The sequence below is a fragment of the Crossiella sp. CA-258035 genome (genome assembly GCF_030064675.1).
Lineage (GTDB): Bacteria > Actinomycetota > Actinomycetes > Mycobacteriales > Pseudonocardiaceae > Crossiella.
Map to the genome: position 1 here is coordinate 4,736,609 of NZ_CP116413.1, position 13,101 is coordinate 4,749,709.

Genomic DNA, 13,101 nt, shown 5'->3' on the forward strand with positions numbered 1-13,101 from the left:
GCTGTCCGGACCCCAGGTGGAGGCGCGCGTGAGCACAGAACAACCCCAGGGCAGGGGAGTGGACTACACCCCGGTCGAGGCGGGCTACCTGGAGCAACGCCAGCTCAAGAAGGGTGCCGCGGGCTGGGTGCTGCTGGCCGGGCTCGGCGTCTCCTACGTGATCTCCGGCGACTTCTCCGGCTGGAACAACGGCCTGGCCCAGGGCGGGTTCGGCGGGTTGCTGATCGCCACCATCCTGATGGCGGTGATGTACACCTGCATGGTCTTCGGCCTGGCCGAGATGGCCTCGGCGATGCCGGTGGCCGGGGCGGGCTACGGCTTCGCCCGGCGCGCGCTGGGGCCGCTGGGCGGGTTCGCCACCGGCACCGCGATCCTGATCGAGTACACCATCGCCCCGGCGGCGATCTCGGTGTTCATCGGCGGCTACGTCGAGGCGCTGGGGCTGTTCGGGCTGACCAACGGCTGGCCGGTCTACCTGGTCTGTTACGCCATCTTCGTCGGCGTGCACCTCTACGGCGTTGGCGAGGCGCTGCGGCTGATGTTCGTCATCACCGCGATCGCCGTGGTCGGCCTGGTGGTCTTCGTGGTGGCGATGATCCCGATGATCGACCTGTCCCGGCTGACCGACATCCCGCCCACCGACGCGGTGGGGGCCAGCTCGTTCCTGCCCTTCGGCTACGCCGGCATCCTGGCCGCCTTCGTCTACGGCATCTGGTTCTTCCTGGCCATCGAGGGCGTGCCGCTGGCCGCGGAGGAGGCGCGGGACCCGCGCAAGGACATGCCCAAGGGCATCGTGGCCGCGATGCTGGTGCTGCTGGTCTTCGCCGCGCTGATCCTGATCGCCGCGCCGGGTGGGGCGGGCAGCAACGCGCTGAAGTCCTCGGACAACCCGCTGCCCGCGGCGTTGCGCGCGGTCTACGGCGGCAACGCGGTGATCGCCGACGTCGTCAACTACATCGGCCTGGCCGGGCTGGTGGCCAGCTTCTTCTCCATCATCTACGGCTACTCCCGGCAGCTGTTCGCCCTCTCCAGGGCCGGGTACCTGCCCAGGAAGCTGTCGGTGACCGGCAAGCGCAAGACGCCGATCCTGGCGCTGCTGGTTCCCGGCGCGATCGGGTTCATCCTGGCGGCGGTCACCCAGAACGGGGCCAAGCTGATCAACATCGCGGTCTTCGGCGCCGCGGTGTCCTACGTGCTGATGATGGTCTCCCACATCGTGCTGCGGGTCCGCGAGCCGAACCTGCCGCGCCCCTACCGCACGCCGGGCGGGGTGGTCACCACGGGCATCGCGCTGGTGCTGGCCGCGGCCGCGGTGGTGGCCACCTTCCTGGTGGACATCCTGGCCGCCGGGATCATGGCCGGGATCTTCCTGCTGGCGCTGGCCTACTTCTGGTTCTACAGCCGCCACCACCTGGTCGCGCAGGCGCCCGAGGAGGAGTTCGAGGCGGTGCGGCGCGCCACGGCCGAGCTGGCGGACCCGTGAGATCGTGGCTCTCATGAGCACCGAGCAGGACTCACCGGCCACCCTGGCGGACCGGGCGGTCTTCCGTCCGGTCCGCAGCGGCAACGCCTTCGAGGAGGCGGTGGAGCGGATCCTGCAGGCGATCAAGCTCGGCGTGGTCGGTCCCGGTGAGCGGCTGCCCGCCGAGCGGGACCTGGCGGTGCGGCTGGGGGTCAGCCGGATGACGCTGCGGGAGGCGATCCGGGCGCTGCAGCAGTCCGGGTACGTGGAGTCCCGGCGCGGGCGCTTCGGCGGCACGTTCGTGGTCAGCCGGGCCGAGCAGGCCCCGCGCGGGCGGGCCCGGCTGCGCAAGCTGGTGGTCGGCATGGGCCAGGTCGGCCTGGAGGACACGCTGATCTTCCGGGAGGTGCTGGAGACCGGCGCGGCGCAGGCGGCGGCGGGCCGGGAGCTGCCGGAGCCGGAGCGGGCGCTGCTGCGCGCGGTGCACGAGCAGGTCCGCGCCGCCACCCCGGAGACCTACCGGCAGCTGGACTCCCGGTTCCACCTGGCGATCGCGCAGATCACCGGCTCGGCCTCGCTGGCTTCGGCGGTGGCTGACAACCGGATGCGGATCAACGAGCTGCTGGACGCGATCCCGTTGCTGGGGCACAACGTCGAGCACTCGCACGAGCAGCACGAGCGGATCGTGGCCGCGGTGCTGGCCGGGGACGTCGAGGCAGCGCGCGCGGCGATGGCCGAACACCTGGAAGGGACCGCGGCGCTGCTGCGCGGATTCCTGAGCTGACCTGCGCGCTTGACAGTGGCGCCGGTCACCCACCATCCTGCAAAGGTCCAATCGCAGACCATTTGGAGGCGGATGTGTCGCAGCCGGGAACCACGGCCCCGCTCTCGCTCGCCCGCCTGCACGAGCTGGTCGACACCGGCGCGGTGGACACCGTGCTGCTGGCCATGACCGACATGCAGGGCCGGTTGCAGGGCAAGCGGATCGCCGCCCGGCACTTCCTCGACGACGTCGTCGAGCACTCCGCGGAGGCCTGCAACTACCTGCTCGCGGTCGACGTGGAGATGAACACCGTCGGCGGCTACCAGATGTCCTCCTGGGAACGCGGCTACGGCGACTTCACCCTGCGGCCAGACCTGGACACCCTGCGCATGGCCACCTGGCACCCGGCCACCGCGCTGGTGCTGGCCGACGTCACCTGGGCCGACGGCAGCCCGGTGGCCGCCTCGCCCCGGCAGGTCCTGCGCCGCCAGCTCGACCGGCTCACCGAACGCGGCCTCACCGCCCAGGTCGGCACCGAACTGGAGTTCATCGTCTTCGACGACAGCTACGAGCAGGCCTGGACCAACGGCTACCGGAACATGACCCCCAGCAACCAGTACAACGTGGACTACTCGCTGCTGGGCACCTCCCGGATCGAGCCGCTGCTGCGCCGCATCCGCAACGAGATGACCGCCGCCGGGCTGCGGGTGGAGTCGGCCAAGGGCGAGTGCAACCCCGGCCAGCACGAGATCGCCTTCCGCTACGCCGAGGCGCTGGCCACCTGCGACAACCACAGCATCTACAAGACCGCCGCGAAGGAGATCGCCGCCCAGGAGGGCAAGAGCCTGACCTTCATGGCCAAGTACAACCAGCGCGAGGGCAACTCCTGCCACATCCACATCAGCCTGCGCGGCGCCGACGGCGAGCTGGTCTTCGCCGGGGACCGCCGCCACGGCATGTCCGCGCTGGCCGAGCACTTCCTGGCCGGGCAGCTGGCCCACCTGCGCGCGCTGACCCTGCTGCTCGCGCCGAACATCAACTCCTACAAGCGGTTCGTGCCCGGCAGCTTCGCCCCCACCGCGGTGGCCTGGGGCCCGGACAACCGCACCTGCGCGCTGCGGCTGGTCGGCCACGGCGGGGCCAGCCTGCGGGTGGAGAACCGGGTGCCCGGCGGCGACGTCAACCCCTACCTGGCCACCGCCGCGCTGATCGCGGCCGGCCTGGACGGCATCGACCGCGCACTGCCGCTGGGCGAGGCGCTCACCGGCAACGCCTACGCCAGCGACGCCGAGCACGTGCCAGCCACCATGCCCGAGGCGGTCGAGGCATTCGCCGCCAGCGAGCTGGCCCGCACGGCCTTCGGCGAGGACGTGGTGGCGCACTACCTCAACGCCGCGCGCATCGAGATCGGCGCCTACCAGGCCGCCGTCACCGACTGGGAGCTCTTCCGTGGCTTCGAACGCCTCTGACGCGCCCGTCATCGGGATCAGCTGCTACAGCGAGACCGCCGCCTGGGGCGTGTGGCAGCGCCCGGCCGCGCTGCTGCCGCGCACCTACGTCGACGCGGTCATCACCGCGGGCGGCATCCCGGTGCTGCTGCCGCCGGGCGCCGAGGCCGCCCGCGCGCTGCCCCGGCTGGACGCGCTGGTCCTGGCCGGGGGCGCCGACATCGACCCGGCCCGCTACCAGGCCGCACCGCACGAGCACACCACCGGCATCCGGCCGGATCGCGACACCACCGAGCTGGCCCTGCTGCACCGCGCGCTGGAGCGGCGGACCCCGCTGCTGGCCATCTGCCGGGGCGCGCAGCTGCTCAACATCGGCCTGGGCGGCACACTGCACCAGCACCTGCCCGAGGTGCTCGGCCACCGCGACCACCAGCCCGCGCCGGGGCAGTACGGGCGCACCACGGTCCGGCTGGAACCGGGCTGCCCGCCCGCGACGCTGCTGGGGGAGAAGATCGAGGTCTCCTGCTACCACCACCAGGGCATCGACCAGCTGGCCCCCGGCCTGGAAGCCGTCGGGCACGCCACCGACGGCACCATCGAGGCCATCCGCCAGCCCAGCCACCCGTTCACCCTCGGGGTGCAGTGGCATCCCGAGGAAGACACCGCCGACCCCGCGCATCCCAGCGCACCCCTGTTCACCGCGCTGGTGAGCGCCGCGGCAGAAGGAGCGAGAGCGTGACCGCCACCCACGAGTTGATCAACCCGGCCACGGGCGCGGTCTTCGACACCATCGCCCTGGCCGACGAGGCCGCCACCGACGCCGCGATCGAGCGCGCGGCCACGGCGTTCCCGGCCTGGCGCGCGGTCAGCCCCGGCGACCGCGCGCGGCTGCTGCACCGCTTCGCCGAGGCGGTGGATGCCGACCTGGAGCACCTGGCCCAGCTGGAGGTCCGCAACGCCGGGCACACCATCGGCAACGCCCGCTGGGAGGCGGGCAACGCCAGGGACGTGATCCGCTACTACGCGGGCGCGCCCGAACGGCACTTCGGCCGCCAGATCCCGGTGCCCGGCGGCCTCAACGTCACCTTCCACGAGCCGCTGGGCGTGATCGGGGTGATCGTGCCGTGGAACTTCCCGATGCCGATCGCCGCCTGGGGCTTCGCCCCCGCGCTGGCCGCCGGGAACACCGTGGTGCTCAAACCGGCCGAGCTGACCCCGCTGACCGCCGTGCGCCTCGCCGAGCTGGCGCACCAGGCCGGGATCCCCGAGGACGTCTTCCAGGTGCTGCCCGGCGCCGGCCGGGTGGTCGGCCAGCGCTTCGTCACCCACCCCGCCGTCCGCAAGGTGGTCTTCACCGGCTCCACCGCGGTCGGCAAACAGATCATGGCCGGCTGCGCGGACCAGGTGAAACGGCTGACCCTGGAACTGGGCGGCAAGAGCGCCAACATCATCTTCGCCGACGCCGACCTGGCACGGGCCGCGGCCGCCGCGCCGTACGGGGTGTTCGACAACGCGGGCCAGGACTGCTGCGCCCGCTCCCGCATCCTCGTCCAGCGCGAGGTCTACGACCGGTTCCTGGAACTGCTCGAACCCGCGGTCAAGGGCGTCGTGGTCGGCGACCCGGCGGCGGAGTCCACCGAGATGGGCCCGCTGATCACCGCCGCGCACCGCGACCGGGTCGCCTCCTATGTGGAGGAGACCACGGTGGCCTACCGAGGCCAGGCCCCCGGCGGCGACGGGTTCTTCTACCCGGCCACCGTGCTGCTGCCCCGCGACGAGCGGGACCGGGCCTGGCGGGAGGAGATCTTCGGACCGGTGGTCTCGGTGCTGCCCTTCACCGACGAGGCCGACGCACTGCGGCTGGCCAACGACACCGAGTACGGCCTCTCCGGCTCGATCTGGACCCGGGACGTCGGTCGCGCGCTGCGGGTGGCCCGCGGGGTCGAGGCGGGCAACCTCTCGGTCAACTCGCACTCCTCGGTGCGCTACTGGACGCCCTTTGGCGGCTTCAAGCAGTCCGGGCTCGGCCGTGAGCTGGGACCGGACGCCCTGGACGGGTTCACCGAGGTCAAGAACGTGTTCGTCAGCACTGAGGAGAACTGATGGGACGGCTCACCGACCGCGTCGCGGTCATCACCGGCGCGGCCAGCGGCATCGGCCTGGCCACCGCCCGCCGCTTCGCCGAGGAGGGCGCCACGGTGGTGGTCGTCGACATCGACGAGGCCACCGGCAAGCAGGTCGCCGACGAGGTCAACGGCCTGTTCGTGCGGGCCGACGTCACCAGCGCCACCGACGTGGAGTCCCTCTACGCCACGGTGTTCGACAAGTACGGGCGCATCGACGTCGCCTTCAACAACGCGGGCATCTCCCCGCCGGAGGACGACTCGATCCTGACCACCGGCATCGAGGCCTGGCGCAAGGTCCAGGAGGTCAACCTGACCTCGGTGTACCTGTGCTGCAAGCACGTGCTGCCCTACATGCAGCGCGCCGGCAAGGGCTCGATCATCAACACCGCCTCCTTCGTCGCGGTGATGGGCGCGGCCACCAGCCAGATCTCCTACACCGCCTCCAAGGGCGGCGTGCTGGCCATGTCCCGCGAACTGGGCGTGCAGTTCGCCCGCGAGGGCATCCGCGTCAACGCCCTGTGCCCCGGCCCGGTGAACACGCCCCTGCTGCAGGAGCTCTTCGCCAAGGACCCCGAACGCGCCGCCCGCCGCCTGGTGCACATCCCGATGGGCCGCTTCGCCGAGCCCACCGAGATCGCCGCCGCGGTCGCCTTCCTGGCCAGCGACGACTCCAGCTTCATCACCGCGTCCCAGTTCCTCGTCGACGGCGGCCTCACCGGCGCCTACGTCACCCCGCTCTAACCCGGCACCCAGTCCCGCACCGACGCGCGAGATCGCCGGTGCGGGACCGCTGTCACGTTCGCGGTGGCCTTCACCATCGCGGACGAGCGGATCACGCGGATCAAGGTGACCGGGCCGCCCCGACGGGTCGCCAATACTTGGCGCTCACCTGCGGCACCCAGGCGGCCAGGGCGATCGCGGCGTCCAGGAACAGCACCTCGGTGGGCGCGGCCGCGCCGTCCTCGTCCAGGTCCACCGGCCGCGTACCCCGTAGGCACCGCACCTCGTGAAAGGCGTCCGAGGCGCGGTGGCGGAGCCGTCGGCTCGCTGCGCGTCGCCCGTGCCGAAGTCCCCTGGGGCCGACCGTCAGCGCCGTCGCCGGGGACCTGGCCGCTTCGCCCGCGCGGCGCTGGTCCAGTGCGCGGGCCGGTCCAGCCCAGGGGGCAGGCGGGTCGCGCTGTCGCCGCGGGCGGCGTTGACCTGGAACTGGGTCAGGAACAGCGCCTCGGACAGGTTCGCGCCGCTGACCTCGGCGCCGCGCAGGTCCGCGCCGATGAGGTCGGCCAGGGTCAGGTCGGTCTCCCGCAGGTTGGCGCCGATCAGGTAGGCGCCGCGCAGGTTCGCCCCGCGCAGCCGCTTGCGGCGCAGGTCCGCGCCGATCAGGTCCGCGCCGCGGCGTTCCGGGCCGGGGGAGTCGGCGCGGATGAGCTCGCTGGCCCGGCTCAGCAGCGGGTCGGCGGCCTGCCAGCGGGAGGCCACGTCCAGGGTGAGCAGGTCGGCTGGGGGCAGCCGGGTCAGCTCGGTGAGTTCGGTGCGCAGGCTCGCCAGGTCGGGGCGCAGGGGGTCTGCGGCCGGCCAGCGTTCGGCTTCGGTGAGGTGCCAGAGCAGTTCGTGCAGCTCGCGCACCACGGGGAAGACGGCGAACATCTCCTGGGCGTGTTCGGGGTGCGCGCGCCAGTCCTCGCCCCGGTAGGTGTGCTGGGCGACGTGCTGGCCCGCGCCGAAGCAGTCGTAGACGGTGCAGCCGGCGAAGCCCCGGTCGCGGAGCTGGGTGTGGATGCCGCAGCGGAAGTCGGCCAGCAGGTTCGGGCACGGGGTGCCCGCGGGCTTGGTGATGGCGAAGTCGGCCGAGGCTGAGTAGGCGGGCACTACACAGCAGAGGCCAAAGCAGTTCGCGCAGTCGGCTCGCAACATCACCCGCCGACTCTACGGCCGTGGCCACAACCACCGCCGCGACACCGCCCCGGCCAGCACCGCCAGCCCGGCCAGGCCCGCGCTCACCCACAGCGGCGACCGGTAGCCCAACCCGGCCGCGATGGCCAGCCCACCGGCCCACGGACCCAGCGCCGCGCCCACGTTGAACGCCGCGGTCGCGCACGCCCCGGCCAGCGTCGGCGCACCGGTGGCGGCATAAAGCGCCTGGGAGATCAACGTCGAGCCGACCGCGAAGGACAGCGTGCCCTGCACCAGCGTCAGCACCAGCGCGCCCACCGGATCGGCCGCGACCAGCCCGAACACCGCCCACCCGCACACCAGCGCCAGGCCACCCGCCACCACGAGCGCCCTCGGCCGCGAGTCCGCCAGCCGGCCGCCGAGGCTGACCCCGAGGAAGGAACCCAGCCCGAACACCGCCAGCACCACCGGCACCCACCCCGCCCCGATCCCGGCGACCTCGGTGGCCAGCGGCGCGAGATAGGTGAACGTGCAGAACGTGGCCCCGTTGACCAGCGCGCCCAACAGCAACAGCAGCCCCAGCCGGGGCCGCCGCAACGCGCTCAGCTCACCCCGCACGCTCGGCACCACCCCGCCGCCACCGGCCGGGACCGAGCGCAGGATGGCCACCAGCGCGGGCGCGGAGACCAGGGCCACCGCCCAGAACGCCGCGCGCCAGCCCCACGCCTGACCCAGCACCGCCCCCGCGGGCACCCCGGCCACGCAGGCCAGGGTCACCCCGCCCAGCAGCACCGCGGTCGCCCGGCCCTTGGCGTTGGCCGCCACCAGGCCGGTCGCGGTCGCCAGCGCCACCGCCAGGAACCCGGCGTTGGCCAGCGCGGCGATCACCCTGGTGCCGAGCAGCACCGGATAACTGCTGGTCAGCGCGCCCACCACATGCGCGAGCAGGAACACGCCCAGGAAGGCCAGCAGCGCGGCCCGGCGCGGCCAGCGCAGGCTCAGCAACGCCGTCAACGGCGCGCCCACGATCATCCCGGCAGCAAACGCCGAGGTCAGCGCGCCCGCGGCCGGGATCGAGACGTTCAGGTCGGCGGCGATGTCCGGCAGCAGACCGGACAGCATGAACTCCGAAGTCCCCTGCGCGAACACGGCAAGGGCAAGCAGGTACAACACCAAAGGCACAGCAACGCTCCACAACCACAGTGGCTCGAGGAAGGACTCATCGAGAGCGGTCCGGCCGGTGGCCGTGAAGGAGCACGCCACCGGAACGAGGACCGGTGGCTAGCGTCTGGACGCCTCGGGGTTGCGCACGAGCGGCACGTTATCGCCCAGAGCGAAACCGGGTCGAGGCAATTACCGCCGCGACTAGGGTTCGATCATGTTGACCGCAGCGACCACCCTGCCCGACGGCGTGATCATCCGCGGCCGCGGCCTGCGCAACCCGGCCCCCGGCGGCCCCGCCCCGCAGTTCGGCCTCTACCTGGGCGGCCCCAAGCTCCGCGCCCGCCACGAGCACACCCTCACCTGGCCACACCACTGGCTGGACTGGCCGGACTTCCGCCTGCCCCGCGACCAGGCCGAGGCCATCACCCGCATCCGCGCCCTGCACGCCGCCGCGCACACCGGCCAAGCCGTGGAGGTCGCCTGCAACGGCGGCGTCGGCCGCACCGGCACCGTGATCGCCTGCCTGGCCATCCTCTCCGGCATCCCGCCCACCGAAGCAGTCGCCTGGGCCCGCGCGCACTACCACAAGCGCGCGGTGGAGACGCCCTGGCAGAAGCGCTGGGTCAGCCGCTTCCCTGGCTGAGCCCCGGCCGCAGCACCAGCTCGGTCGCACACGCCTGCCCCGGCATGGCCAGCAGCGCGCGGATGGTCTCGGCCACGGTGACGGGGGAGAGGTAGCGCTCCGGCTGGTACCGCAGCCCCTCCACCGCGCACACATCCCGCTGCATGTCGGTGGCCACCCGGCCCAGGAACACCGTGGTCACCCGCAACCGCGGCTCCTCGGCGCGCAACGAGTCGGCGAAGGCCCGCAGCGCGAACTTGCTCGCCGAATAGGCCCCGCGCGCCGGGTTGGCCTGCAACCCCGCGGTGGAGTTGACCAGCACCACGTGCCCACCGGCCGCCCGCAGCGCGGGCAGCAGCAACCGGGTCAGCTCGACCACGGCGAAGACGTTGACCTCGAAGGTCCGCCGCCACAGCCCGCCGTCGCACTCCTCGACCCGCCCGGTGGCCAGCACCCCGGCGTTGTGGATCAGCGCGTCCAGCCGCGTCACCCCCGGCGGGACGTGCAGGGCCGCCGGATCGGCCAGGTTCACCGGCCACGCCCGCGCATCCGGCAACTCCCGCGCCAGCCGGGTCAGCGCGGGGGAGCCCCGCCCGCCCAGCACCAGCCGGTGACTGGTTCCCAGCGCGGCGGCGATCTCCGCGCCGATGCCCCGGGAAGCGCCCGTGACCACCGCCGTCGGCTGGTCCTGGGCGCGGGTCGGCGGCACCGGCGCCCCTTCTCCCTCGATGAGCACGGGCAAGTCTGTGATCGCCTCCCGGCCAGGCGGAAGACTCCCGATGGGTGGTGGGCGCTACCACCCGTTCGAAGCTTGTCCCTCAGGCCCGCCCAGGGCCATCCTCAATCTCGCACCCGATCCTGACAACGTTGTCAGACATGGTCGAGGAGGACGTGTGAGACCACGAACCCGCCGCGCCGTCATCGGCGCACTCGCCGCGATCACCCTGCTCAGCACCGCCGTCCCCGGCACCGCGGCCGAACCGGACCAGACCCTCGTCGCCGACCCCACCCACTACGTCGACCCGATGATCGGCACCGGCAAGGGCGGCCCGGTCGTCGGCGAGATCAACACCTTCCCCGGACCCACCGCCCCCTTCGGCATGATCCAGTGGAGCCCGGACAACGGCAACTACGCCGGCTACAACTACCACCTGGGCCCCATCCGCGGCTTCAGCCTCACCCACGCCTCCGTCGGCTGCCACGCCTTCGGCGACATCCCCATCCTGCCCGTGGCCGGCGCGCTCGGCGCCACCCCGTGGAACCGCACCGAGAAGTTCTCCCACCGCACCGAGAACGCCGAGGTCGCCCACTACGGCGTCACCCTGGAGGACTCCGGCATCCGCGCCGAGCTCACCGCCAGCACCCGCGCCGGACTCGGCACCTTCACCTACCCCGACGGCGCCACCCCCCAGGTCCTGGTCAAAACCGGCGCCAGCCTGGCCGGCAACAGCGCGGCCACCGTCTCGGTCAACGGCCCCGACGAGGTCACCGGCTCCGCCACCAGCGGCCGCTTCTGCGGCGAGGGCGGCAACAAGTACACCGTCTACTTCGCCCTGAAGTTCGACCGCCCCTTCACCGCCCACGGCACCTGGGACGGCAGCACCGTCACCCCCGGCAGCGCCACCGCCAACCACCCCAAGTCCGGCGCCTACCTCACCTTCGACCCCAGCGACCGCCCGCTCCGCGCCAAGGTCGCCCTCTCCTACGTCAGCGCCGACGGCGCCCGCGCCAACCTCAGCGAGATCCCCGGCTGGGACCCCGAACCCGTCCGCGCCGCCACCCGCGCCCAGTGGCGCGAACACCTCAGCCGCATCCGCATCGGCGGCGGCACCCCGGCCCACCGCACCACCTTCTACACCGCCCTCTACCACTCCCTGATCCACCCCAACACCTTCAACGACGTCGACGGCCGCTACATCGGCTTCGACAGCAAGATCCACCAAGTCGAGAAGGGCCGCACCCACTACGCCAACTTCTCCGACTGGGACACCTACCGCAGCCTGGCCCCACTGCACGGCTGGCTCTACCCCGACCGCGCCTCCGACATGGCCCAGAGCCTCGTGCTGGCCGCCGTCCAAGGCGGCTGGCTGCCCCGCTGGCCCATGGCCAACGGCTACACCAGCGTGATGAACGGCGACAACAGCGTCCCGCTCATGGTCAACCTGCACGCCTACGGCGCCAAGGACTTCGACACCCGCACCGCCCTGCAGTACATGATCAAGGGCGCCACCAGGGCCGAACCCGTCCAGTGGGGCTACATCGAACGCCAGGGCATCGAGGACTACCAGAAGCTCGGCTACGTCCCCAACGACCGCGCCCTGGTCGGCCACGTCCGCAAGGGCGCCTCCCAGACCCTCGAGTACGCCGTGGACGACTTCACCATCTCCCGCTTCGCCCGCACCCTCGGCGAGCACGCCACCGCGGCCACCTTCGCCAAACGTGGCGAGTACTGGCGCAACCTGTTCGACCCGAACACCGGCTACCTGCGCCCCAAGGACAGCAAAGGCCAGTTCCCGCCCGGACCCGGCTTCGTGCCACCCCCACCCGGCCAGTTCGGCCAGGACGGCTTCGAGGAGGGCAACGCCGCCCAGTACCGCTGGTTCGTCCCGCACAACATCGCCGGCCTGATCACCGCCCTCGGCGGCAAGACCAAGGCCCAGCCGCTCATGGACGAGTTCTTCACCAAGATCAACGTCGGCCCCAACGAGCCCTACCAGTGGTCCGGCAACGAGGTCGACTTCTCCACCCCCTGGCTCTACAACTACGTCGGCCAGCCCTGGAAGAGCCAGGCCGTCATCCGCCGCATCCAGAGCGAGCTCTTCGCCCCCAACCCCGACGGCCTGCCCGGCAACGACGACCTCGGCGCCCAGTCCTCCTGGTACGTCTGGTCCGCCCTCGGCCTCTACCCGGTCACCCCCGGCACCGCCGACCTCTCCGTGCACACCCCGCTGTTCCCCGCCATCACCATCAAGCCCGGCAACGCCGGCGAGCTGCGCATCACCGCACCCGGCGCCGGCGCCGCCCGCCCCTACATCACCGGACTCCACCTCGACGGCCGCCCCTGGGCCCGCACCTGGCTGCCGCAGAGCATCGTGCGCACCGGCGGCGAACTCCACTTCCGGCTGCGCGCCACACCCGACCACAACTGGGCGACCACACCAGCGGCCGCCCCACCCTCATATCAGTGACAACTGTTGCCCCATAACGAAAAACAGCCGCGGTCGGCCCGGAAAAACTTCCGGCGCCTACCGCGGCTGCCGCTGTTCCGGCACCGACCGCGAAGCACAACGCGCACACGTCACCGGCTCGTCCAGCAACCAACCCGACGCGCACAACCACGCCACCACCGGCTCCGGCAAATCCGGCCCTGGCGCACACACCAACGGACCATCGCCACACCCGTGGCATTCCACATTCAGCACCCCGCCGCGCGGCGCGCACCCCACACAGAAACGGCGCACCCGCACCACCGAAGCCACATCCACCAGCAGCCACACCACGGTCAGGTCAGCCCGGAGCTGTTCCGTTTCCATCCGATGCGAAACAGACCGGCCACATTCCGGACACGACACCACCGACGTCGTACCCTGCGTCAAGCCGTGCCCTGGGCTGGTCACGGCGCC

At 72.2% G+C, this 13,101-nt stretch carries 12 protein-coding genes; 8 read left to right on the top strand and 4 right to left on the bottom strand.

Features of this window, described 5'->3' with window-relative positions; translation table 11 throughout:
• Window positions 1-28 precede the first annotated feature (28 nt).
• The 6 genes from eat (at window position 29) to N8J89_RS21630 (ending at window position 6,540) form a co-directional block, all read left to right on the top strand.
• Window positions 29-1,483, top strand: a complete 1,455-nt coding sequence (gene eat, locus N8J89_RS21605) for an ethanolamine permease (RefSeq protein ID WP_283658804.1) — start codon at window positions 29-31, stop codon at window positions 1,481-1,483.
• Window positions 1,484-1,496: 13 nt separating this feature from the next.
• Complete coding sequence (locus tag N8J89_RS21610) at window positions 1,497-2,246, top strand: FadR/GntR family transcriptional regulator (protein ID WP_283658805.1); 750 nt, start codon at window positions 1,497-1,499, stop codon at window positions 2,244-2,246.
• Window positions 2,247-2,320: 74 nt separating this feature from the next.
• The gene (locus N8J89_RS21615; RefSeq protein WP_283658806.1) at window positions 2,321-3,694 is read left to right on the top strand and encodes a glutamine synthetase family protein; all 1,374 of its coding nucleotides are present in this window, start codon (window positions 2,321-2,323) and stop codon (window positions 3,692-3,694) included.
• Complete coding sequence (locus tag N8J89_RS21620) at window positions 3,675-4,412, top strand: gamma-glutamyl-gamma-aminobutyrate hydrolase family protein (RefSeq protein WP_283658807.1); 738 nt, start codon at window positions 3,675-3,677, stop codon at window positions 4,410-4,412. The genes N8J89_RS21615 and N8J89_RS21620 overlap by 20 nt, the downstream gene beginning before the upstream one ends.
• Window positions 4,409-5,776 carry an aldehyde dehydrogenase family protein gene (locus tag N8J89_RS21625; protein WP_283658808.1) on the top strand — a complete coding sequence of 456 codons (1,368 nt, stop codon included), beginning with the start codon at window positions 4,409-4,411 and terminating at the stop codon, window positions 5,774-5,776. Before N8J89_RS21620 ends, N8J89_RS21625 begins: the two co-directional genes overlap by 4 nt.
• Window positions 5,776-6,540: a 3-oxoacyl-ACP reductase gene (locus N8J89_RS21630; protein ID WP_283658809.1), complete on the top strand. Its 765-nt coding sequence runs from the start codon at window positions 5,776-5,778 to the stop codon at window positions 6,538-6,540. Before N8J89_RS21625 ends, N8J89_RS21630 begins: the two co-directional genes overlap by 1 nt.
• Before the next feature lie 100 nt (window positions 6,541-6,640).
• Here the strand turns inward: N8J89_RS21630 and N8J89_RS21635 are convergent, their stop codons facing one another.
• The 3 genes from N8J89_RS21635 to N8J89_RS21645 form a co-directional block, all read right to left on the bottom strand.
• Window positions 6,641-6,775 carry a hypothetical protein gene (locus tag N8J89_RS21635; RefSeq protein WP_283658810.1) on the bottom strand — a complete coding sequence of 45 codons (135 nt, stop codon included), beginning with the start codon at window positions 6,773-6,775 and terminating at the stop codon, window positions 6,641-6,643.
• A gap of 110 nt (window positions 6,776-6,885) precedes the next feature.
• Window positions 6,886-7,713: a pentapeptide repeat-containing protein gene (locus N8J89_RS21640; RefSeq protein WP_283666218.1), complete on the bottom strand. Its 828-nt coding sequence runs from the start codon at window positions 7,711-7,713 to the stop codon at window positions 6,886-6,888.
• Between the two features lie 12 nt (window positions 7,714-7,725).
• Complete coding sequence (locus N8J89_RS21645) at window positions 7,726-8,874, bottom strand: Cmx/CmrA family chloramphenicol efflux MFS transporter (RefSeq protein WP_283658811.1); 1,149 nt, start codon at window positions 8,872-8,874, stop codon at window positions 7,726-7,728.
• 196 nt (window positions 8,875-9,070) lie between these two features.
• Here N8J89_RS21645 and N8J89_RS21650 point away from each other — a divergent pair, with 196 nt between their 5' ends.
• On the top strand, window positions 9,071-9,499 hold the full coding sequence (locus N8J89_RS21650) for a protein-tyrosine phosphatase family protein (protein ID WP_283658812.1): 429 nt from the start codon (window positions 9,071-9,073) through the stop codon (window positions 9,497-9,499).
• Here N8J89_RS21650 and N8J89_RS21655 read toward each other — a convergent pair.
• On the bottom strand, window positions 9,480-10,187 hold the full coding sequence (locus tag N8J89_RS21655) for an SDR family oxidoreductase (protein ID WP_283658813.1): 708 nt from the start codon (window positions 10,185-10,187) through the stop codon (window positions 9,480-9,482). The two genes, N8J89_RS21650 and N8J89_RS21655, sit on opposite strands and share 20 nt — an antisense overlap.
• A 184-nt stretch (window positions 10,188-10,371) precedes the next feature.
• Here N8J89_RS21655 and N8J89_RS21660 point away from each other — a divergent pair, with 184 nt between their 5' ends.
• A complete protein-coding gene (locus tag N8J89_RS21660) occupies window positions 10,372-12,666 on the top strand; it encodes a GH92 family glycosyl hydrolase (protein ID WP_283658814.1) in 2,295 nt (764 codons plus the stop codon).
• Window positions 12,667-13,101: the final 435 nt, after the last annotated feature.